Origin of the sequence: Stenotrophomonas sp. PS02301 (assembly GCF_029959485.1) — a bacterium.
In the GTDB taxonomy this organism is placed as follows: domain Bacteria; phylum Pseudomonadota; class Gammaproteobacteria; order Xanthomonadales; family Xanthomonadaceae; genus Stenotrophomonas; species Stenotrophomonas maltophilia_Z.
The window spans coordinates 1-20,627 of the sequence record NZ_JASCOO010000051.1 but is presented as its reverse complement, the minus strand read 5'-3'; the positions used below and the strand labels follow the sequence as shown (position 1 = coordinate 20,627).

General features: G+C 66.1%; 17 protein-coding genes and 1 pseudogene. 4 read left to right on the top strand and 14 right to left on the bottom strand.

Features of this window, described 5'->3' with window-relative positions; all coding sequences use genetic code 11:
• Positions 1-103 precede the first annotated feature (103 nt).
• Positions 104-2,116 (top strand): M13 family metallopeptidase, encoded by a 2,013-nt coding sequence (locus QMX81_RS13155; protein WP_282262100.1) that lies wholly within the window; start codon positions 104-106, stop codon positions 2,114-2,116.
• Between the two features lie 152 nt (positions 2,117-2,268).
• Here QMX81_RS13155 and QMX81_RS13150 read toward each other — a convergent pair whose 3' ends face one another.
• The 8 genes and pseudogenes from QMX81_RS13150 to QMX81_RS13115 all read right to left on the bottom strand — a co-directional run bounded on the left by QMX81_RS13150 (position 2,269) and on the right by QMX81_RS13115 (position 11,181).
• On the bottom strand, positions 2,269-5,310 hold the full coding sequence (locus QMX81_RS13150; protein WP_282262099.1) for a carboxypeptidase regulatory-like domain-containing protein: 3,042 nt from the start codon (positions 5,308-5,310) through the stop codon (positions 2,269-2,271).
• A gap of 383 nt (positions 5,311-5,693) precedes the next feature.
• On the bottom strand, positions 5,694-6,368 hold the full coding sequence (locus QMX81_RS13145) for a rhomboid family intramembrane serine protease (RefSeq protein ID WP_121038514.1): 675 nt from the start codon (positions 6,366-6,368) through the stop codon (positions 5,694-5,696).
• An 89-nt stretch (positions 6,369-6,457) separates the two neighbouring features.
• The gene (locus tag QMX81_RS13140; RefSeq protein WP_226956722.1) at positions 6,458-6,820 is read right to left on the bottom strand and encodes an MGMT family protein; all 363 of its coding nucleotides are present in this window, start codon (positions 6,818-6,820) and stop codon (positions 6,458-6,460) included.
• The gene (locus QMX81_RS13135; protein WP_121041174.1) at positions 6,817-7,737 is read right to left on the bottom strand and encodes a DMT family transporter; all 921 of its coding nucleotides are present in this window, start codon (positions 7,735-7,737) and stop codon (positions 6,817-6,819) included. The genes QMX81_RS13140 and QMX81_RS13135 overlap by 4 nt, the downstream gene beginning before the upstream one ends.
• Before the next feature lie 122 nt (positions 7,738-7,859).
• Positions 7,860-9,215: a glutathione-disulfide reductase gene (gorA, locus tag QMX81_RS13130; protein WP_121038517.1), complete on the bottom strand. Its 1,356-nt coding sequence runs from the start codon at positions 9,213-9,215 to the stop codon at positions 7,860-7,862.
• Positions 9,212-9,355 (bottom strand): annotated as a pseudogene (locus QMX81_RS13125) (amino acid dehydrogenase); the annotation flags it as partial. The gene gorA and the pseudogene QMX81_RS13125, both read right to left, overlap by 4 nt.
• 15 nt (positions 9,356-9,370) lie before the next feature.
• On the bottom strand, positions 9,371-10,618 hold the full coding sequence (locus tag QMX81_RS13120; protein WP_121038520.1) for a DUF418 domain-containing protein: 1,248 nt from the start codon (positions 10,616-10,618) through the stop codon (positions 9,371-9,373).
• A gap of 83 nt (positions 10,619-10,701) precedes the next feature.
• On the bottom strand, positions 10,702-11,181 hold the full coding sequence (locus QMX81_RS13115; RefSeq protein ID WP_088433264.1) for a peptidylprolyl isomerase: 480 nt from the start codon (positions 11,179-11,181) through the stop codon (positions 10,702-10,704).
• A gap of 111 nt (positions 11,182-11,292) precedes the next feature.
• Here QMX81_RS13115 and QMX81_RS13110 point away from each other — a divergent pair, with 111 nt between their 5' ends.
• The 3 genes from QMX81_RS13110 (at position 11,293) to QMX81_RS13100 (ending at position 14,323) form a co-directional block, all read left to right on the top strand.
• Positions 11,293-11,832 carry a C40 family peptidase gene (locus tag QMX81_RS13110; RefSeq protein ID WP_282262091.1) on the top strand — a complete coding sequence of 180 codons (540 nt, stop codon included), beginning with the start codon at positions 11,293-11,295 and terminating at the stop codon, positions 11,830-11,832.
• Positions 11,833-11,978: 146 nt separating this feature from the next.
• Positions 11,979-12,740: a C40 family peptidase gene (locus QMX81_RS13105; protein WP_259462152.1), complete on the top strand. Its 762-nt coding sequence runs from the start codon at positions 11,979-11,981 to the stop codon at positions 12,738-12,740.
• Between the two features lie 245 nt (positions 12,741-12,985).
• Complete coding sequence (locus QMX81_RS13100; protein ID WP_152154174.1) at positions 12,986-14,323, top strand: sigma-54 dependent transcriptional regulator; 1,338 nt, start codon at positions 12,986-12,988, stop codon at positions 14,321-14,323.
• 36 nt (positions 14,324-14,359) lie between these two features.
• Here QMX81_RS13100 and QMX81_RS13095 read toward each other — a convergent pair whose 3' ends face one another.
• The 6 genes from QMX81_RS13095 to QMX81_RS13070 all read right to left on the bottom strand — a co-directional run bounded on the left by QMX81_RS13095 (position 14,360) and on the right by QMX81_RS13070 (position 20,030).
• On the bottom strand, positions 14,360-15,676 hold the full coding sequence (locus QMX81_RS13095) for a hypothetical protein (RefSeq protein WP_121038531.1): 1,317 nt from the start codon (positions 15,674-15,676) through the stop codon (positions 14,360-14,362).
• A gap of 48 nt (positions 15,677-15,724) precedes the next feature.
• Positions 15,725-16,489 (bottom strand): hypothetical protein, encoded by a 765-nt coding sequence (locus tag QMX81_RS13090; RefSeq protein WP_282262087.1) that lies wholly within the window; start codon positions 16,487-16,489, stop codon positions 15,725-15,727.
• Positions 16,490-16,498: 9 nt separating this feature from the next.
• Entirely contained in the window at positions 16,499-17,158 is a 660-nt protein-coding gene (locus tag QMX81_RS13085) for a C39 family peptidase (RefSeq protein ID WP_226956711.1), read from the bottom strand.
• Positions 17,159-17,341: 183 nt separating this feature from the next.
• Positions 17,342-18,808 carry an adhesin gene (locus QMX81_RS13080; protein WP_226956708.1) on the bottom strand — a complete coding sequence of 489 codons (1,467 nt, stop codon included), beginning with the start codon at positions 18,806-18,808 and terminating at the stop codon, positions 17,342-17,344.
• A gap of 56 nt (positions 18,809-18,864) precedes the next feature.
• The gene (locus tag QMX81_RS13075; RefSeq protein ID WP_121038543.1) at positions 18,865-19,503 is read right to left on the bottom strand and encodes a hypothetical protein; all 639 of its coding nucleotides are present in this window, start codon (positions 19,501-19,503) and stop codon (positions 18,865-18,867) included.
• A complete protein-coding gene (locus tag QMX81_RS13070; RefSeq protein WP_282262083.1) occupies positions 19,500-20,030 on the bottom strand; it encodes a hypothetical protein in 531 nt (176 codons plus the stop codon). The genes QMX81_RS13075 and QMX81_RS13070 overlap by 4 nt, the downstream gene beginning before the upstream one ends.
• Positions 20,031-20,627: the final 597 nt, after the last annotated feature.

Genomic DNA, 20,627 nt, shown 5'->3' with positions numbered 1-20,627 from the left:
GGATCTCCCGGGCCTTTGCTTTTGCGGCGCATGCTCCCCATCACGCTCGTTTCGCTTTGCTTGGTACACTCGCGCGATCCCAATCCTGCTGGATTCGCTTTACATGTCCAACCTCCGTCCGCTCGCCATTGCCCTGGGCCTGAGCCTGGCCTCCCTGGTCATCGCACACGATGCGCACGCCGCGCCGAAGAAGAAGGCCGCCGCCCGCGCGCCGGCCGTCAGCGCCCAGTGCAGCGACTTCTACGAGGCCACCAACGCGACCTGGCTGAAAGCCAATCCGGTGCCGCAGACCGGTGCCACCACCGCACTGGGCCAGCTGGCCGACCGCGCGCGCCAGCAGCAGCGTGAACTGCTGGATGGGGCGATGACCGCACCGCAGGGCAACGTGCAGAAGCTGCTCGGCGACTTCTGGGCCAGCGGCCTGGACGAGGCCGCGGTGGAAGCCGACGGTTCCAACCCGATCGCCCCGTTGCTGACCCGCATCAACGCGATCAAGAAGGCCAAGGACGTGCCGGCCTCGATCGCCGCGCTGCACCAGGTCGGCATCCCGGTGGCCTTCAACTTTGCCCCGGACGTGGACCTGAAGGCGCTGGATCGCCACATCGGTTACTTCATGCAGGGCGGCATGGGCCTGCCGGACCCGGCGTTCTATACCCGTACCGATGCCGACACCGTCGCGCTGATGGCGCGCTACCGTACTTACGTCAAGCAGGTGCTGGCGCTGACCGGTACCCCGGCTGACAAGCTCGATGCCGAATCGCAGTCGGTGATCGCGCTGGAGACCGAACTGGCGCGCAACGCGCAGTCGCTGGCCGGGATCAACAACCCGTTCAACAACTACGCGCCGATCTCCACCAAGGAGCTCAACAGCCGTTACCGCAACCTGCAGCTGGAGGCCTTCCTGAAGGCGCAGGGCGTCAATGACGACCTGGTCTCGCTGTCCGATCCGGCACTGTTCAAGCAGCTCGACGGCATGGTCACCCGGCTCAAGCCGGAGCAGTGGAAGGTCTACCTGCGCTGGCGCGTGGGTGATGCGATGGCCCCGTACCTGTCCAAGGCCTACCGCGATGCCGAATTCGAATTCCGTGGCCGTGTGATGCGTGGCCAGACCCTGCCGCCGGCGCGCTGGGAGCAGGTGCTGGATGCGATCAACGTGGCTGCCGGCCCGATGGTCGGCCGCGAATATGCGGCCAAGCACCTGTCGGCCGACGACCGTCGCAAGGCAGCGCTGGTCGTGGACAAGATCCGCGAAGTGCAGATCGATGCGGTCAAGCGCAGCACCTGGATGAGCGATGAGGCCAAGACCGAAGCACAGGCCAAGCTGGCTGCGCTGAAGATCGAGATCGGCACCCCGCTGCGCGATCTGGACTACACGGTGCAGCCGATGGGCCGCGGCAGCTTCGGCGGCAACATGCTGATCGCCTCCACCTGGCGCCACCGCGAGGAAATGAAGCGCATCGGCAAGGGCAACGCCGACCGCCGCTGGGACGTGCTGCCGCAGCAGCCGGCACTGGCGTATGACATCGCGCAGAACCGCCTGATCGTCACCGCCGCCGTGCTGCAGGGCCCGGTGTTCAATGCCACGGGCGATACCGCCGACCTGTTCGGCAGCTACGGCGCGCTCGTCGCGCACGAACTGACCCGTGCGATCGACGCCAAGGGCGCGCTGGTGGATGCCAAGGGCGAACTGCGCAGCTGGTGGACCCCGGCCGACAAGACCGCCTGGACCCTCTTCGGCAACCGCGTGGCCGCGCAGTACAGCGGCTACGACTACCCGGGCGTGAAGGGTGCCAAGGTCAACGGTGAACTCACCCGCGAAGAGAATCTGGCCGACCTGGCCGGTCTGGAACTGGCGTGGGAGGCTTACAAGGCTGTCGAACCGGCGGCCAAGCCGGCCGCCCAGCAGGGCTTCTTCCGTGCGTGGGCGAGCCTGTGGCCGCAGCAGCTGTCGCCGAACGTGGCCGCCCAGCGCGTGACCTCGGACATCCTGGCCCCGGGCCGCTGGCGCACCAATGGCCCGCTGTCCAACCTGCCGGCGTTCGGTGCCACGTTCACCTGCAAGCCCGGCCAGCCGATGCAGCGCGTGGACAACGACCAGATCAAGGTCTGGCGCTGAGCCCCCTGCCCGACCTGCGCTGAGCCGCAGCGGCTGACGAAGAAGGCGCCCCCCCGGGGCGCCTTTTTTGTGTCCATACCCCGCCAACCAGGCAAAAAAGACCCCGGCAGACGCCGGGGTCGAAGACCGTCCAAGGAGAGTGAGGGAGTACCTTAGAAGTCGTAGGACGCCGACAGCCGAACCGAGCGCGGCGCGGTGAAGTAGGTTCCGATGCCATAGCTGTTGGACACGGTGTCGGGACCCTTCTGGTACGTCGCATCCGACTGCAGCGGGCGGCGCTGGTTGAACACGTTGAACACGTCCAGCCCGAAACCAAGACGGTGCGCGGCGAATGCCGGGCGATACATCACGCCCAGGTCCATGCGCGTGGTCCACGGCTGGCGGCCGGCATCACCCGGACGCGAGGGACTGCCATTGCAGTAGTGGTACGACGAACCGTAGGCGATGGGGTCACTCTGGTCCGCGCCGTAGTAACCCAGGCAGCTCTTCGGGGCACCTGACATCACGCGCAGCGTGGCCGAAGCCGTCCACTCCGGCGTGAACTGGTAGGCACCGTAACCCTTCAACTGGTGACGACGGTCGTTGGCCAGATAGCCGCCGGCGTACTCCATCAGGTATGAAGAATCCCAGTCCTGGGTCTTGGCCACGTCGTCCTGCCCGATATCCGACTTGACCGGCCCCTCGGTGTTGCCAAAACTGCGCGACCACGTGTAGTCGAGACGGCCATACCAGTTGTTGCTCATCGGATGTTCGACGAACAGATCGACCGCCACGTAATCACGCTTGGCCTTGTTGCTGCCCAGCCCCCAGTCGGCCCCGCTCATGCTCACCGGCACGTAGCCGGAGCCGTCGGTCTTCTTGACCAGGAAGGTATTGGTCTTGCCCGGGTTGAAGATCACGCAGCCGGGCACGTCCAGATTGCTGGAATCGATCCCCATTGCATCCAGCTTGTCGTAGATGCGGTCCGAATCGCAGGTATCGTCGATCGCGGTCTGCAGGCGACGGTAGGTGACCTTCGCGCCGCTGTTCCAGGACGCGCCGAGGGTCTTCTCGAAACCGAGGATCAACTCGTCCTGGTACTGCGATTTCAGATCGTTTGGCGCCACGCTGCGCGGATCCGGAGTCTGCCCATACTCGTTGTTGGCCGAGACCGGGCCCGGCCCCAGTGCGCCAAGCCCGGTCGGATTCCCATTGGCGTCGATACCCGTATACGTGAAGTATTCGCGCGTATAGGTAGACGCCGACGCACCGCGAATGGCCACGCTGTTGGGCAGCGCCAGGTAATAGCGACCCAGGTTGGCGAACACCTTCAGCGACGAATCACCGAATACGTCCCATGCCGCGCCCAGCCGGGGCGCCCACTGGTCGCCGCTTTCGACATACGCCACGGCCGCGCTGTTGTAGTTGGTGAACTTGTCGTTGCGCACGCCCATGGTCAACAACCAGTTCGGCGTCACCTGCCAGCGGTCTTCGAGGTAATACGCCTTCTGCTTCAGCGACATGCTGGTGGTCGTGGCGTAGATGTACTTCTGGACGAAGTAACCCTCGCCACCGGGCGGGGTGATATTGAAGCCCGGCGACGGCGAGGAGCCCGGGGCGATGCGCGAGTAGATCCAGGCGTAACCGGGGCCGGTCATCGCCGCGCCTTCGTTGCTGCCCTGGAAGGTCATGTTGTCGATGCCGCCGGTGATCTCGTGATCGCCGATGCGGTACTGCAGGTCCACGCGCAGCCCACGCGACGTACTGCCCGCGTCGGCGGCCTTGTCGTTGGCCGCCGGCTGATCGTTGCGGATCGGGGCACCACCGGTGATCGACGGATCTTGGTTGTTGGCGCCGCTGATGAGCGGATTGCCCGAACTCGATGGATTGGAATCCAGGTTGTCCTGCTTGCTTCGCCCCCACAATGCGCTGAGCGTCAGGTCATCGGTGAGGTAGCTGGTGAATTTGAAGACATCGTAGGTGTCCTTCACCTTGGTCGTGTTGGCAAACGTACCCGTGCGCTCGCCCTCGCTGCGTGCCTCGTAATCGTAGTCCCGATAATAGGCGTCGTAACGGTCCGTGTTCTGCACGCGCGTGTATTCAAGCGTATTGCTGTCGTTGATGTTCCAGTCGATCTTGCCGTAGAACTTGGGGACATCGATCATGTAGTGGCTGCGCGCCTGCTGCGCCGACTCGATGGACCCCGTGGACACGCCATCGGACCTGTCCTGCTCGGCCGCCAGATGGATGAACAGCCGGTCTTCGATGAGCGGGCCACTGACATAGCCGCTGTAAGTGGTGCGGGTCGCCTTGTCGCCACGGCGCGAGCGGTACAGCGTACCGGGTAGCGAAGGATCCTCGAACTCGTACCCCTCCTGCAACGTACGGTCTGGATACAGGATATCGCGCGGCGATTCGGCCAGCGAATCCGGCTGCCAGGTGGTCTGGAATCCGAAGTGCCATTCGTTGGTACCGCGCTTGCCGAGCTGGTTGATCACACCGCCCGTGGAGCGACCGTAGCTGGCGCCGTAGCCGCCGGTGAAGGTCTCCTGCTGATCGATCGAGCCATAAGGAAGGCTGACGCCACCGAGGTTGTTCAGTGGGTTGGTCGCATTGAACCCGTTGAGGTAATAGGCGTTTTCGCTGACGCTGGAGCCGCCGAAGGAGAGCACCGAGCGCGAGCCGTTGCCGAAGGCGCCGCTGCCGCCGACCACACCCGGGGCCAGCAGCGCGATGGCTTCCGCACTACGTCCCAGGGGCAGTACATCCAGCTGCTCGGAGGTGATCACCGAGCGCGACACCGTGTTGCTCACGTCGATTTTGGGGATGTTGGCCGCCGTCACGTTGACAGTGCCGAGGGTGGTCGCATCGCCGCGGGCACTGCCACCGCGCCCGCCGAAGGACACTTCTGTGCCCGCACCGACGATCAACTGCACGTTGTCACGCGATTCCACGACCTGCCCGTCGCGTTGCAGCGTGACCGTATAGCGACCCACTGGCAGTGAGCCAAGGGCATAGCGACCATTGGCATCGACCGTCGCGGCACGACGCAGGCCGCTATCGCTCTGCACGACAACGGTGGCGCCGACGGAGGACGGCACAGTGCCGTAGACAGAACCGGTGGTGCTCTGTGCTGCGGCAGCGCCGATGAAGGAGGTCAGGATGACGGCCAAGGCCGTGCGCTTCAGCCGATTGGCCGGGGTGCTGCGTGTCATGGAGTGTCCTTTAGTCGGGAGCTGCATACCGAAATGTCAGCAGCGTTGCGGCGAAATCACTTCCAACCGCAACTGAACCCGATCTTAATTTCACTATTTTGGGAGGCGCAATCCAATCTGAACGCAGTCACAACTCGCTGAAACAACAGCCTTTTAGTTCCACAAAGGACTATAAACACGCTGATTGCGACGATTCGCCGAGACATATCAAGATAATGCATCTCAGTTGTTTGTCTTGATACGCGACCTTGTCCACACTTTCTATCTGCTAGTTACCCAGTCGCCAGGTCAATGGCGACACGTCATTAATAGAAAGGAGGCGCTTACGACAATGCAACCTCACATCGATCACGGCGCAAGGGGCAGTGGCCGGCCTCAGCGCCTTACTTGATGCTGCGCAGGTGGTTGGGACGCTTCGGCGGGCCCGGCGGACGTCGGTTGTTGAACGGTGGTTGGCCGCGCCAGTAGCGGATCAACAGCCAGCCGAACAGCATGCCGCCCAAGTGCGCGAAGTGGGCCACGCCAGGCTGCCAGCCGGTGGCGCCCAGCATCAGTTCCATCGCGCCGAACACGATCACGAAGGTACGTGCCTTCATCGGGATCGGCGGGAACAGCAGCATCACCCGCTGGTTGGGGAACAGCATGCCGTAGGCCAACAACAGGCCGAACACGCCACCCGAAGCGCCCAGCACCGTGGCCGGGTCGGCCAGCATCATGCCGACCAGCAGCTGGCACAGACCGGCACCGGCGACGCACACCAGGTAATAGGTCAGGAAGCGTTTTTCGCCCCAGGTCTGTTCCAGCGGCGCACCGAACATGAAGAGCGCGAGCATGTTGAAGAACAGATGGCCGAAGCTGCCATGCAGGAAGCCATAGGTCAGCAGCTGCCAGGGCTGGAAATTGCCGCCCGGCGAGAACGGATCGAAGCCGCCCCCCAGAGGCTGCAGCATGAAGGGCTCGAACGTGGCATTGCCAAGCAGGAACGGCTGCTGCAGCAGGAACAGCAGGGCATTGGCGATCAGCAACGCTTTGGTGACAGTGGGCAGGCGCGGAAACATGAGGGCATCCTTTGGAACTGCGCCCATCATAGCCGCAGCACCCGGCCGCGATCTGCGCGCCAGCGCGGGCATTCAACGCGCAGGCAGCGTCAGCCCGGTCCCCACAGGGCGGCATCCAGATCATTGGCACCGGCCACCGGCATGCCCTTGACCCGCCCCCGCTCGATCGCCACGCCCTCGGCGCGCAGCCGCTGGCTCTGTTCTTTCCACCCGGCCGAGCCTTCCGGCATCGCGATGCGCCCGTCCGAGCGCAGCACGCGGTGCCACGGCAGTTCCGGGTCGTCATTCATGCCAAGCACGCGTGCGGTCAGCCGCGCCCTGCCCGGCAGCCCCGCCTTGGCGGCGACCTGGCCATAGCCCATCACCTGCCCGCGCGGAATCGCCCGGATCACCGCCAGAATCCGTGCACGCGCCTGCGCCGCCGGGTCATCGCCCACGGCGGCCGCGTTCACGCGCGGACCCGGCTGACCAGCAGCACGCCGAGCAGGACCAGGGCCGTGCCGAGGATCTGCCACGGCCCCATGGGTTCGTCGAGCAGCCATAGACTCATCACGATGGTGGAGACCGGACCGAGCATACCCACCTGGGCGGCCAGCGACGAACCGATCCGCTTCACCGCCAGCATGATCGCCATCACCGGCAGCACCGTGCAGACCGTGGCATTGATCAGCGACAGCCAGTACACCGGCGTGGGCGCCTGGCCCAGCGCGGCCATCGGGTGGAGCACCGCGAAGTGCAGCACGCACAGCACGCAGGCCACGCAGCTGGCATAGGCGGTCAGGCGGATCGCACCGATCCGGGCCACCACCTGGCCACTGCCGAACAGATACAGCGCATAGCTCAGCGCGCTGGCGAACACCAGCGCACTGCCCAGCACGATGCGCCCGCCTTCCAGCTGCAGGTCATGGCCGAAGGCCAGCAGGACGCCGAGATAGCTGAGCACCAGCGCCGCCACCTGCCAGCGACCGGGGCGCTTTTTCAGCAGGACCAGGCTGATCAGCAGCACCAGGGTCGGGTTCAAGTACAGGATCAGCCGTTCCAGTGTCACGCTGATGTACTGCAGGCCCTGGAAGTCCAGCAGGCTGGACAGGTAGTAACCGGTGAAGCCCAGCCACACCACCCGCCCGCGGTCGCCCCACGACAGCGCCGGCGCGCGCCGGGCCGACCACACCGCCAACACCGCGAACAGCGGAAAGGCCATCAGCATCCGCAGCGCGAGCAGCGTGGTGGCGTCCACGCCATGCCGATAGGCGAGTTTGACGATGACCGCCTTGCCCGAGGCCGCGATCGCGCCGATCGCGGCCAGTGCGATACCGCCGGCGGCGATGCGGCTGGAGGACGTGGGCAGCGAGGAGGCGGGAGAGGACATCAGGACGGCGGACAGCCGCACGGAGGCGGCTGGGCAGCAGGTGGGGCGGCCATTGTCGCATGCGTGGCGGCACTCCCGGATCCCTGCTGCGGCTGCGGCAGGTGCACGCCGCTGATGCGCGTTCAGCGCATCAGTACGACTTCTTCTGCGGAGGTTGGATGGATCGCCACGGTGTCGTCGAACTGGGCCTTGGTCACACCCATCTTCACCGCCAGCGCGAACCCCTGCAGGATTTCATCCGCAGACTCGCCCAGCAGGTGCACGCCGACCACGCGCTCGTCCTCGCCCACGCAGACCAGCTTGAACAGGCTGCGCTGGGTACCGTCAGCCAACGCCTGCAGCATCGGGCGGAAGTTGCTGCGGTACACGCGCACATCGCCGTATCTCGCACAGGCCTCTTCTTCGCTCAGCCCCACCGCGCCCAGGGCCGGATGCGAGAACACCACACTGGCCACGTTTTCATAGTCCATCTTCGCCTGGGGCTGGCCACCGAACAGGCGGTCCATCAGCTTGCGCGCCGCGGCGATCGCCACCGGGGTCAGGCCAACCTTGCCGGCGATGTCGCCCACCGCATGCACGCTGGGTACCGCGGTGGTCTGCCACGCGTCGACCTCGACCTCGCCCTTCTCACCGACCACCACACCCACGGCCTCCAGCCCGAGATCGGCACTGTTACCGCGCCGGCCAGTGGCGAAGAACACGGCATCGAAGTGACCATCGGCGGGCCCGTCGTGCCCGAGCGCCACCACCGCATCACCATCACGCTGCAACTCACGCAGGCGATACCCGAAATGGAGCTGGACGCCCTGATGGCGAAGATTATCGGCGAGCTGTCCGGTCAGTTCCGCATCGAAGCGCTCCAGCAACCGTTCACCACGGACCAGCAGGGTCACGCGGCTGCCGAGCGCCTGCAGCAGCCCGGCCAGCTCCACTGCGATGTAGCCACCGCCCACGATCGCGACCCGCTCCGGCGCACTGCACAGATTGAAGAAATCATCGGAGACCAGGCCCAGTTCGGCACCGGGAATGTCCGGGCGCTGGGGATGGGCACCGGTTGCGATCAGAATGTGCGAGGCGCTGATCCGTACACCATCGCTGCACTCCACGGTGTGCGCATCCACGAGGCGGCCACGACGCGGCACCCGCACCACCTTGTTTTCATCCAGGCGCTTGAGATAGCTGGCATGGATGTTGGCAATGTACGCCTGGCGATGTACCACCAGCTCTTTCCAATCCAGTGATGGGCGCACCGGCACATCGAATCCCATCGCTGCAGCCAGGCCGATGCGTCCGGACAGATCGGCGGCGAGCCACATCGCCTTCTTCGGCACGCAGCCGACATTGACGCAGGTGCCGCCGAGCTCGCCCGGCTCCAGCATCGCTACCCGCTGGCCGTGCTGCGCGGCGCGGAACGCCGCGGCCAGGCCGCCGGAACCACCGCCCAGCACGATCAGGTCATAGTCGTATTGCATCGTCATTGGCATCGCTCAACTCGGTAAGGGGCAGGACCGATCACCGGCGCGCGGCCGTTGATCAGGTCTGCCATCAACTGGCCGGTGCCGACGCTCATGCTCCTGCCCAGCATGCCACGACCGGCTGCGATCCAGACGTGAGGGTGCGCGGCACCGCCGTGTCAGGCCCGGCGCAACGGCGGCCACTGCAGATAGGTCATCGCGCGCCAGATCCACTCCAGCGGCCCGAACCGGAAGTACCGCAGCCACGCATGGCTGATCGCGAGCTGCAGCGCGAACAGCGCCAGCGCGAACGGGATCTGCCACAGCCGCGGCATCGTTTCGAACGCGCCCCATCCATAGCCATAGAACACCCAGGTACAGACCAGCGACTGGCCGATGTAATGCGTGAGCGCCATCCGCCCCATCGGCGCCAGCATCTGCAGGCGTGCGCGCCAGTGCACGATCCAGGCCAGATAGCCCAGGCACATCAGCAGCCCGGCCAGTGCACTGATCGCATACGCCACGCCGCTGCGCAGATCCAGCGTGCCAGGTGCCTGATAGGGGTGCCAGATCGCACTGCCCAGCATCAGCACCAGCCCGACCGGCAACGCGATCCAGCGCAGCCGTGCATACAGCCGCGCAAACCGCTCGGGTTCGGCCAGCGCGCCACTGCGCGCGAACCAGCTGCCGATCAGGAACATGCCCAGCACTTCCGGACCGATCACGAAGATGCCCGACAGCATCGCGCCGAGATCACGCAGGCGCTGTCCCACCGCCTGCCCCCAGCTGCCATGCGCGTACGCCTGGCGCTGCAGCTCGATCGTGCGTTGGGCCTGGGCGATGGCCTCGCGCAGCGGTTCCTGCGTGTGCTCCATGCTGGCCATCCAGCTCATCAACGCCCCCAGCACCAGCACCAGGGCGGCAGCGCCCAGATAGCTGATCGCGCCCATCGCGGGCAACCAACTGCGCGGCGCCTCGCGGCAGGCGAGCAGCAGCAGCGAGATCAACGCGTAGATCACCAGGATGTCGCCGGACCACACCAGCACCGCGTGGCACAGGCCGATCAGCAGCAGTGCCGCGCTGCGGCGCAGATAGAACGGTGCGAATGCGCGACCGGCCGCGTCGGCGCGCTGCGCCATGACCGAGAACCCCGCGCCGAACAGCAGCGAGAACAGGGTGAAGAACTTGCCCTGGACCAGCACGTAGATGGCCGCATCGGCCCAGTAGTCCGCGCCCTGCCAATGCGGATCGATGCCGGTGAAGGACAGGTCCAGCGGACCGCTGAAGGCCTCCATGTTCATCAGCAGGATGCCCAGCAACGCGAACCCGCGCAGGATGTCGATGACGGCGATGCGCTCGTGGGCACCCACCGGCTGCAAAGGAGAAGAAGCTGCGTTCACAGGCAATCCGCTGACCAGGCCCGCCATTATGCCGTGCGCGCGGGGGCCTGCCGCACGAACGAAAACGGCCCGCCGAAGCGGGCCGTTGGATCAACGAGGGATTACAGCACTCAGTGCTGGTGGCCGCCGTCGCCGTGCACGTGGCCGTGCTCGATTTCTTCCTTGCTGGCTTCGCGCACGTCAACGATCTCCACGTTGAAGTGCAGGTCCTTGCCGGCCATCGGGTGGTTCAGGTCGACGTCGACCACGCTCATGCCGACCTTCTCGACGGTGACCGCGCGCGGGCCAAAGTTGGTCTGCAGCACGACCTGCTGGCCCGGGACCAGCTTGCTGGTGCCGAAGTGCTTCTTGGGCACGCGCTGGGTCAGGCCTTCGCGGCGCTCGCCGTAGGCATCGGTCGCCTTCACGTCCACCTCGAAGGTGGCGCCGGCTTCCTTGTCCATCATGGCGTTTTCCAGGCCCGGGATGATGTTGCCGTGGCCGATCAGGATCGCCAGCGGATCACGGTCCTTGGAGCTCTCGATCGGCTCCTGGCCCTGCTCGGCGACGGTGTAATGGAAACGGACGACGCGGTCTTTTTCGATCTTCATGCGCAACTCTGGTCTGGAGACTGCCGAGGGCAGACGGGTGAGGCGGGTTGTGGCCTGCCGGATACGCCGCCATCATGACGGCCTTATAAGGTCGCGCATTATCCGGACAACATGCACATGACGCCAGTTTCGCGCCTGACCCGCCTGCCCGGCCGCCTGGCCCTGCTGGCGATCATCGCCCTGCTGAGCGCCTGTGGCGGCGGCAAGACCACCCGCCCGGCCCCGCCGCCCGCCTCCACCCAGGTATGGCCCAGCGTGGCCCCGAACGACCCGCAGGCCGCCAACGCAGTGCTGATGCGCGCCATCGGCCTGGTGGGCACGCCCTACCGTTACGGCGGCAACACCCCGGAATCCGGCTTCGACTGCAGCGGCCTGGTCGCCTATGTCTACCGCGAGATGCTTGATCTGCGCCTGCCGCGCACCTCGCGCGATCTGGCCGCCGTGCAGGGGCCGAAGATCGATCCCAAGCGCCTGGCGCCGGGCGATCTGGTGTTTTTCGGCAACAAGGGCAACGTGTTCCATGTCGGCATCTATGTCGGTGAAGGCCGCTTCGTGCACGCCCCCAGCACCGGCGGCACCGTCCGGCTGGACTCGCTCGGCGGTCCCTACTGGAAGGACCACTACACGGGGGCGAAACGCGTCCTTAACTAACCTGAACAGGGGTAAGGTCCAATTTTGTGACCAACATCACATAGTTGTAAACGAAAAATTAACGGAATTTGTACCTAATCACTGCGCTTACACGGCATCATCACCCATCGTTTTTATTCAGTGACCGCCGCGTGACGACAGACGACCTGACGTGCAAAGGCCAGACCGCCGCCATCCGGCGACGCGCCCGCCCCGCTTTCCTCGCTGCAGCACTCTGCCTGGCCAGCCTTCCGGCCTGGGCGCAGTCCGCACCGACGACCGCTCCCGAGGTTGCTGCTTCCCCCGTCACTGTCACCCCCGATTCTTCCGCGCCGGCCAAGCCCAAGGCTGATGCGCCGGCCCGCAGCAAGGCCGATGCCGCTGCCAGCGCCACCCTCGCCGCCCTGCTTCCGCACCTGGCCGCCAACGACACCATCCCGCTCATGGACCGCTCGGCGATGTTCGCCGGTGATCTGAGCCGCCTGCTCGCCAACTACGACGCCAGCACCGGCGCCATTACCGTGGCCGGCGACGCCGCCGAAAACGGCAAGGTCCAGTCCCTGCTGCGCCGTGCGATGACCCTGCTCGGCACCCCGTACCGCTGGGGTGGCACCTCGCCGGACAGTGGTTTCGACTGCAGCGGCCTGGTCGGCTATGTATTCCGCACTGCGCTGGGCGTGGAACTGCCGCGCGTGTCGCGCGAAATGGCCCATGACGGCGCGGCCGAACTGATCAACGACCGCAACGCCCTGGCGGCGGGCGACCTGGTGTTCTTCGGCCGCAAGGGCCGGGTCGACCACGTCGGCATCTATGTCGGCGAAGGTCGCTTCCTGCATGCCCCGAGCACCGGCAAGGATGTCCGCGTCGACAGCCTGGTCAGCGGCTACTGGGGCGGCAAGTTCATGCAGGCCCGCCGCGTCGATCTCTGACGCGCCCTGCTGAACCGATGGATCGAAGGCCGCTGCCCCGCAGCGGCCTTTTTCGTTGGGCGCGGCGATGGCCGCTGACCGGCCCAACCCGCGTTCCTTTCTCTGTCACCGCCTGTTTTCCAGCGGGCGACACGCCCGGCGCACGCGCGCCGCGGCGGGGGACGGACCCGGACGTGGGGCGGCACGTCCTGGGCAACCGATCAGGCAGCAGACACCGCCCGTGATCCTCGTCGACAAGGTGACGCATGGCGGCTGTCCCCGATTTTCCTGCCCGGTGTGTGATCTGGTTTGGGCAACCCCTCGCGCTTGAACGGGCGACGCTGGCTGCGGCCGGCTGGCAGGTGCGCGGCGTCGCCCCCGAGCAGTGCGCCGGCATCGGCATGCGTGGCAGCGATCAGGTCGTCGGCCTGCTGGACCTGCGTACCGTGGTCCCGGCCAACCTGGCCCACCTGCAACAGCTGCTGGTCGACCACCGCCACATGAGCCTGCTGGCGTTGTTGCCGGCCGCTCCGCTGCGCGCCTCGCCGGTGCTGGATGCGCTGCTCGCCGCCTGTGTGGATACCTACACCGCCCCGATCGATCTGCCGCGCGTCGTGCAGCGACTGCAGCAGCTGGCGGGCGCCGAACCCCTGCCCGCGCCCCATGGCCCGCAGTCCCTGATCGGCGACAGCGCGGTCCTGCAGGTCACCCGCGCGGCCATCCGCAAGTACGCACCGGTAGACCTGCCGGTACTGATCACCGGCGAAACCGGCACCGGCAAGGAACTCGCGGCACAGGCACTGCACGCGCTGTCCGCGCGCCACGCGCGTCCCTTCCTGGCGGTGAACTGCGGCGCCATCCCGGCCGCGCTCGTCCAGTCCGAGCTGTTCGGCCACGAGCGGGGCGCCTTCACCGGTGCGGCAACGCGGCGCCTGGGCCTGTTTGAATCGGCCAGTGGCGGCACCGTATTCCTGGACGAGATCGGCGACCTGCCGCTGGATGCGCAGACCAATCTGCTGCGTGTACTGCAGGAAGGCACCGTCGAACGCGTCGGCAGCAACCGGCCGCTGGCGGTGGATGTGCGTGTGTTGGCCGCCACCCACGTCGATCTTGAAGCCGCGGTCGAACAGGGCCACTTCCGGCGCGATCTGTTCTATCGGCTCAACGTGCTGCGCCTGCCCCTGCCACCGCTGCGCGAGCGCGGCAGCGATATCGCGATGCTGGCCCAGCATTTTCTCGCCAGCTTCCGGCATCGCCACGTCACCCGGGCGCGTGGCTTCACCGCCGATGCCGTCCAGGCGCTGGAGCGCTTTGCATGGCCGGGCAATGTGCGCGAGCTGCTCAACCGGGTGCAGCGTGCAGCGATCGTCAGCGATGCCGAACTGATCACCGCCGCGGATCTGGAGTTGAGCCAGCCGCTGCTGCCCATCACCGCGCACGGCCTGCACGGCGCAAAGCAGGTCGCCGAACGCGAGACCCTGCTGCATGCCCTGCGCCAGAACGACTTCAACATCGCCGCCTGCGCCCGCCACATGCAGGTCTCGCGGGTGACTGTCTACCGGCTGTGCCGCAAGCACCAGCTGGCGCTCCCCGAACTGCGCTGACCCCTGGACGGTGGCGTAGCCCCCTGCGCAGCGCGCCTACAAGCTGTACGGCACCTTGAAGGCCAGGGTGAAGTCCGGTGCATCCGGGGTCAGGCCGATGCCCAGCAGGCTCACCAGCGTGGTTTTCTGGTTGAGGGCGTAGGTGATGCCCAGGTTGAGCGTGCCCGCGTTGGCGTCACTGCCGATCACCTTCAGCCACTGGCCGTTCTTGTAGCGCGTGGAGGCGCGCGCGCTCAGCTTGTCGCTGAAGGAGATGCTCAGGCTGGTGCGCTCGTTGAACGCGAACGCTACGCCGGCACCGAAGTAATACGAACCGCCCAGCTTCACATCCCCCGGGTTGGTGGTGTCCGGGTTCGCATCGATGTCATCGAAGCTGCGCGGGAAGGAATGGATGTAACCGATGTTGGCGAACAGGATCGCCGGATCGGCGGTCTTCACTGCGGACAGCCCGACGTTGGCCTGCCACACCCCGTTGCCGGTGGGCTGCTGCTCGGGCACGGCGAAGCGGATGAAGTCATCGTCGTCGCGCTCGAGCACCTTCCAGTCCAGCCCATACGGTGCACGCCCGGTCGGCGCGGTCGCGCCCACGGTCAGCACGGTTTCCGGCAGCCGCCCACGTTCGGCGAACAACCGATAGTTGGCGCTCACGCCAACATCGCCGATGCCGTTGCCGGTGGTTTCTTCCTGCGCGATCGCCGCCGCGGAACCGCCGGCGCCGCCCTTCTGGAACACGGTCTTGCGAGCGAGATACGGGACGTCCAGGTTCAAGGTAAGGCGCGGACTGACACCCCAGCGCGCGGCCAGGTTGTAGGTCAGCGTGTCCGACTCGACGTTCTCGATGGCGATGTTGCCCAGGAAGATCGCATCCAACGCCAGGAAGCCGTTGAGGCTGAGCTGCTTGCGGTCATAGCGCGCGTAGGACAGGCTGTTCTCGATCGTGAAGCGGCGACTGAACAGCGCGGCCTGCTGCTGTTTGACGTCATCCACGCTGCGCCGCGATTCCTGTTTGGCCTGCTGCGCTTCGGCCGCCGAGCTGGCGTAACCGTCGGCGCTGGCCGGTGCGGCGGGCGTGCCAGCCGGCAGGGCCTGTTGAGGTGGAGGTGCGGCACCGGCGACCGGCGCGGTCTTGCCGGTCAACCGCGCCTGCATGGCCTGCACCTGCATGTCCAGCTCGCGCAGGCGGCGGACTTCCTGCGCGTAATTGGCTTTCAGGCTTTCCAGCTGCGCCATCAAGGCCTTGACGTCGGCTGCGTCATCGGGCGCCGGCTGTTGTGCCTGTGCCTGGGCGGACGCAGCCGCCATGAGTGCCAGCGCCGCCAGCGCCAGCGGTGTTGCGCGGATCATCGTGTGCATTGCCTTGGCCCACTGTTGTGTTGTCGCTCCCCCTGCCGTGCCGCAAGATCACTGGCCCGGCCCCATGCCTACCCCGCGTACCAGCGTCATCGCCTGCGCCACGTTCTGATTGAGCGGAACGTTGTTGGCCAGCGACTGCCGGACAAGGTCGATCTGCAGCCGGTTGGTCACCGACTGTCCATCACTGCCCAACACGATGCTCTGCCCGACGCTGCCGTTGCGGATCCACTGCTGGACCGCACCCACGCCCTCGATCTGCAGCTGCACCTTGGCCGTGTTGCCCTCCAGCTGGGCCAGCGCGCTGACGCCGCCCTGCTGCACGCTGGCCAGGTTCACCCCTTCGCTGGTGGGCGCAGGTGCGGTGCCATCACGTACGGTGAGCTGGGTGGCGTTGCTGGCCAGGTTGCCGTCACCGGCCACCTGGATGCTCTGACTCAGGCCAGCCACGTTCTGCAGGCCGCTGGAATCCACGCTGCGCCCGGGTGTCACCGGCAGCGGTGCATCGGCAGCGGTCACACTCACGCTCGGTGCGAAGCTGATCTTCGGTGTGCTGCCGCCGTGGCTGAAGTCCATGCCCAGCTTCAGCGCGCTCTGTGCGGACTGCCCGCCGGCGGTCTGCCATTGCGAGACCATGGTGACGCCGAACCACGCCACGGTGTTGCCACCGACCGTGTAGCGGCCCCGCATGAGGTTCAATTCCGGATCGGGGATCTCGCTCAATCCCTTGCCGGGGCGGCTCTCGTCGGCATGCGCCGGCGCGATGCCCAGCAGGGCAAGCAGCACGATGCCGGGCGTCCAGGTTGCGATGTTCATGGTGCCTCCTTAAAACAGATCGGCATGGGTGAATCCGAAATCGACCAGTTCCGCATCGGTGATCGGCCCCTGCCTGGCGTACAGCGAACGGGCACTCGGCCGTTCACCGGGCTGCAGCAGCACCGTGTTGCGATCGAAGTCACTGCCGATCACGACAAACACGGCGCGCGACGGCCACGCCTGGAGAAATTCGCTGACGGGAATGCTGCGGTTGCCCAGGATCGGGTCGGCGACATCCACCAGATCGCCGCGGACCTGTTTGAGGACCACGAAGTGGCGGAAGCCCCGCACATCCATCAACACCAGCCCGGGCACGCGCAGTGAGCGCAGGCGCTCTTCATTGACGCGGTAGCCGCGCCCACGCATGCCCATCGATTCGACGTAACGCTTGATGTCCAGCAGCGAGAAACCGCGCTGGTGGACCAGTTGTGGATCCGAGACCCCCATCATCCCTTCGATCACCGTGCTCTCATCGGCCTCCAGGTGGTAGGCGTAGCGCAGGATCGTGGCCAGGGCAGCTGCGCCACAGCTGTAATCGGTGTGTTGCCGTACGACATTGCGGAAGCGCCGTTCCTGCATGCTCTCCACGCGCTGGGTGAGGACCGCCCCGTTGGGCAGCACACCACTGAAGCCGACGTCGCCGGCACGCACGATGCCCATCGGCATCATCAGCACCGACAAGGCCCACACCAGCACCCACGTGCGCATACGACTGGACATGTAGTACTCCGGCTCAGGAAGGAGCCCCTGCCCCAAGGGGGAGAAGGGACAGGGGCTCCCGGGGAGCCCGGTCATTGGCGGATGACCGGGTTTGTTGCGCTCAACGCGTACTGCTTGCGAAAACGGACAGACTTACTGTTCCGGACCGCCGCCACCGCCGCCGCCGGTGGAGGGTTGTGCAACCGCCAGGGCCAGACTGTTGGCCTGCAGGTTGCCGGTACCGGAGGCCACGTTCACCCCGATGTTGCCGGAGGCGCCGGAGAACGCACTGCCGGACAGCGCCGCGGTGTTGGTCGCATCCACGTTCACCCAACGGGTGGTGGAGACGGTGCCGCTCAGGCTCGCGTAGAGATCGGCCACGCCCAGTTCAACGAACTGGCTGGTGCCGCGCTCATCGGTATCGAACGCAATGCCGCCCACGCCCGGACGATTCGGGTTGGCGGTGGCATTCTGGATATCGCTATCCATGTCGATATGACCGGTTTCGCTGCCGCTCGGGTGATCCAGCGCGCCGCTCCAGGTATCCAGGTAGTAGTTGTCTTTCTGGTAGGCACTACCCGTGCCGCTGTAACGGCCCGCACCGACGGCCAACGTGGCACCGGCAACGCGACCACTCAGGTTCACGTCCACGGTGTCGGTCATCGACTGCAGGTAGCCGGCGTTGCTGACGGTGTTGCCGGAGGACACCTGGTTGGAGCTGATGCTCGAGGTCGCATAGGCGCTGGTGGCGACCGAGGCGGCGAGCGCGTTCTTCTGCTCGTTGTTGTTGCCGGACGCGACGTTGGCACCGATGTTGCCGGACGCGCCGCTGAAGGCATTGCCACCCAGGCCCGCGGCGTTGGTCACGCCGGAATTGAGGGTGGTGTTGCCACCGCCGAACTGGTTGACGAAGACTTCCGCATCGGCCATGCCGAAGCTGAAGGACGCATCGGCAGCGGACAGCGAGGCCGCATTGTCCTGGGCGTTGTTGTCGCCGGCGGCGACGTTGAAGCCCAGGTTGCCGGAGGCATCGGCACCGACGTCGTCGGCGATCGAGGCGCTGTTGGTCACCAGGCTGTTGCCGGCCAGGTTGTTGGTGACCGACTGGCGGTTGTCGATGACGGCGATGGCGGCCGAGTCGATATCGATCGAGCCGGTGATTTCCGGATCACCCGAGAAGCTGATGTCCGAGCTCAGGCGCAGGTCTTTTTCGATGTTGACATCAACGCCGTGGTTGTTCTTTTCCTGGCGTTCGTCGGCCTGGATGTTGCTGGTCTTGTTGACGTTCTCGGTGACGTTGCGGTTGCTGGTCACGTCGCGGTTGCTGGTGACGTTGGTGTTGCTCGTCACGTTGTCGTTGATGGTGGTGTTAGTGGTGCTGTTGTTGTTGCGGGTGTTGTTCCAGGTCCGGTTCCAGGTGCGCGAATCGGTATCGGTGTTGGTGGTGGTATTGGTTTCGGTGTTCGTATCGGTGTTGGTGTTGGTGCGCGTTTCAGCCACGTTGTGCAGGTGGTTGATGTTCGCGCTCTGGTTCTGGTTGTCGCGGTCATTGCCCCAGCCATTGGCGCCGGCGGAGGCGGATGCAGCGGCGACGGCGATGGCCAGTACGGTCCGTTTCATGTTGGTGTTCATGGTGCCCTCTCTCTCATCACAGACAATCGGGTGGATGTGACTACTCACGGGGTGGACTGCACCGAAATGCTCAGTTGGTTTGCGGTGGCGTTGCCGGATCCCGCGATCTGATTGAGTTGCAGGACGCCGTCGAATCCCTGCAGCGCGGAGGCTTCGACCGCCACCCTGCGAGTTCCGGCCGACCGACCGCTGTTGACGGCCCCCTGCCCCCCTGCTGACGCGAGTGCGCCCGACCCGGCCAAAGCCGCGTCGTTCGTTTCGCGTATGCCCTGTTGCGCCAGCGTGGCGGTGACGACGTTGAGCGTCGCGTTGCCATTGCCGCTGGCCTGGTTGATCGATGCGACGCCGCTGGCGCCGTTCAGTGCCTGGCCGCCGAGCGTGGCGCTGGCGTCCATGGCGGTGTCGCTGAGGCTGAGATTGTTGGACTGCTGCTGGCGTGCATCCACCTGGATGTGGGCGTTGCGGCCATTGGCGATGCCCATCAGGTTGGCCTGCTGGTTGAGGTCACCGGCCGCCATGTTGACGGTGATGGCGCCGTCGGCACCGGCCAGCGTGCGGCCATCGATGCGGCTCTGGTTGAGGTAGGAAAGCATCGCGGCGTAGTCGTTGCCCTGCTGGGCGTGTGCAGCCCAGGGAGCCAGCAACAGGCTGCTCAGCAGTGCTGTGCGCAGGACGGCGTTCATTTGCCGGGCCCGCCCGCAGGCTGGCCGAGCGGGAACTGGGCGAGTGCGCCACGCACCTGGTCGCCAATGCCGCGGGTCGCGTTGCCGACGGCGCCCATGGGGCCGCCGATGGTGTTGCTGAACTGGCCGCTGGAGAGCATGCCGCTGTCGGTGACTTTGCCGAGCGTGCCGTTGACCGTATGGCCGGTGACGCGTTCGATGGTGGTGGCGTTGCGGGGAATGCCGGCGCCGGTGTTGGAACCGAGCGAGGCGTAATCGTCGTCGCTGAGTTCATCCATGCCGGTGGAGGTGCCGAGGGCGTGGCCGATTTCGCGGCGCGGTGAGGGGTCTGCGATGAGGGCCATGCCGGGGGGCGCAGGGCGGTACGCAGGCCGTGCGGAGACGTCACGCAGCAGGACGATTTCGCCGGATTGTGCTTTGACGCCCTGGCGTGCGCCGGAGGCGTTGGCGGCGGCCGGCACGATGAGTGCGGCGGCAAGCAGCCAGAATGTGGTGTGTCGTGTGCGGTGTGCGGCAACGCTGTCCATGGCGACCTCCGATGACATGCGGAGGGATGGAGCAGCATTCGTGCCAAGTTCCGGACGCCCGTGTTTGCGGGGTTTTTGTGGGAGTCCGGTTAATGGCGCGCAACATTGCTGTTACAGCGGCGTTTAGCGTTTGTGCGTATGAATAGGTTTGGCGATGGACGGCGTTGCGCTGAGAGGCAAGCGTGGTGCGGGTGTATCACGGGTGTTACACCGGTTGATACAGGGGTTTACGGTGCGGATTCAGGGTGGATTCCTGGCGAGCGTAGCGCGTCACTATTCACTGGCGGAGGCGGCCGGCGCGTCGAGCGCTAGGCCACGCTACGCTTGCCGGCGGATGTCCCCCGGCGCCGGCCTGCGGCCGTCCCCTCCTCCTTGATTTCGCCCACAAGCGCAGCGCGGCCCATCGTGTCCAGCCACTGGCGCCTCACGGCAAGCACCGGTTTGCAGCACGCCTACCCCGCGCACGAGCCCCGAAGCGGCCGGTAGGCGCCTGGGCAAAATAAAGGAGGAGGCCGTCGCCGCCAGGCGGCGGCCGGGGGCCATTTGCCGGGGGGCCTGCCCGGCGCGTCGGGGCGGAACGCTCGCGGCGCCCCCCAG

Coding starts and splice junctions, on each gene's coding strand:
- QMX81_RS13155 (WP_282262100.1), top strand. CDS start 104: ATGTCCAACCTCCGTCCGCTCGCCATTGCCCTGGGCCTGAGCCTGGCC.
- QMX81_RS13150 (WP_282262099.1), bottom strand. CDS start 5,310: ATGACACGCAGCACCCCGGCCAATCGGCTGAAGCGCACGGCCTTGGCC.
- QMX81_RS13145 (WP_121038514.1), bottom strand. CDS start 6,368: ATGTTTCCGCGCCTGCCCACTGTCACCAAAGCGTTGCTGATCGCCAAT.
- QMX81_RS13135 (WP_121041174.1), bottom strand. CDS start 7,737: ATGTCCTCTCCCGCCTCCTCGCTGCCCACGTCCTCCAGCCGCATCGCC.
- gorA (WP_121038517.1), bottom strand. CDS start 9,215: ATGACGATGCAATACGACTATGACCTGATCGTGCTGGGCGGTGGTTCC.
- QMX81_RS13120 (WP_121038520.1), bottom strand. CDS start 10,618: ATGGCGGGCCTGGTCAGCGGATTGCCTGTGAACGCAGCTTCTTCTCCT.
- QMX81_RS13115 (WP_088433264.1), bottom strand. CDS start 11,181: ATGAAGATCGAAAAAGACCGCGTCGTCCGTTTCCATTACACCGTCGCC.
- QMX81_RS13110 (WP_282262091.1), top strand. CDS start 11,293: ATGCACATGACGCCAGTTTCGCGCCTGACCCGCCTGCCCGGCCGCCTG.
- QMX81_RS13100 (WP_152154174.1), top strand. CDS start 12,986: ATGGCGGCTGTCCCCGATTTTCCTGCCCGGTGTGTGATCTGGTTTGGG.
- QMX81_RS13095 (WP_121038531.1), bottom strand. CDS start 15,676: ATGCACACGATGATCCGCGCAACACCGCTGGCGCTGGCGGCGCTGGCA.
- QMX81_RS13090 (WP_282262087.1), bottom strand. CDS start 16,489: ATGAACATCGCAACCTGGACGCCCGGCATCGTGCTGCTTGCCCTGCTG.
- QMX81_RS13085 (WP_226956711.1), bottom strand. CDS start 17,158: ATGATGCCGATGGGCATCGTGCGTGCCGGCGACGTCGGCTTCAGTGGT.
- QMX81_RS13080 (WP_226956708.1), bottom strand. CDS start 18,808: ATGAAACGGACCGTACTGGCCATCGCCGTCGCCGCTGCATCCGCCTCC.
- QMX81_RS13075 (WP_121038543.1), bottom strand. CDS start 19,503: ATGAACGCCGTCCTGCGCACAGCACTGCTGAGCAGCCTGTTGCTGGCT.
- QMX81_RS13070 (WP_282262083.1), bottom strand. CDS start 20,030: ATGGACAGCGTTGCCGCACACCGCACACGACACACCACATTCTGGCTG.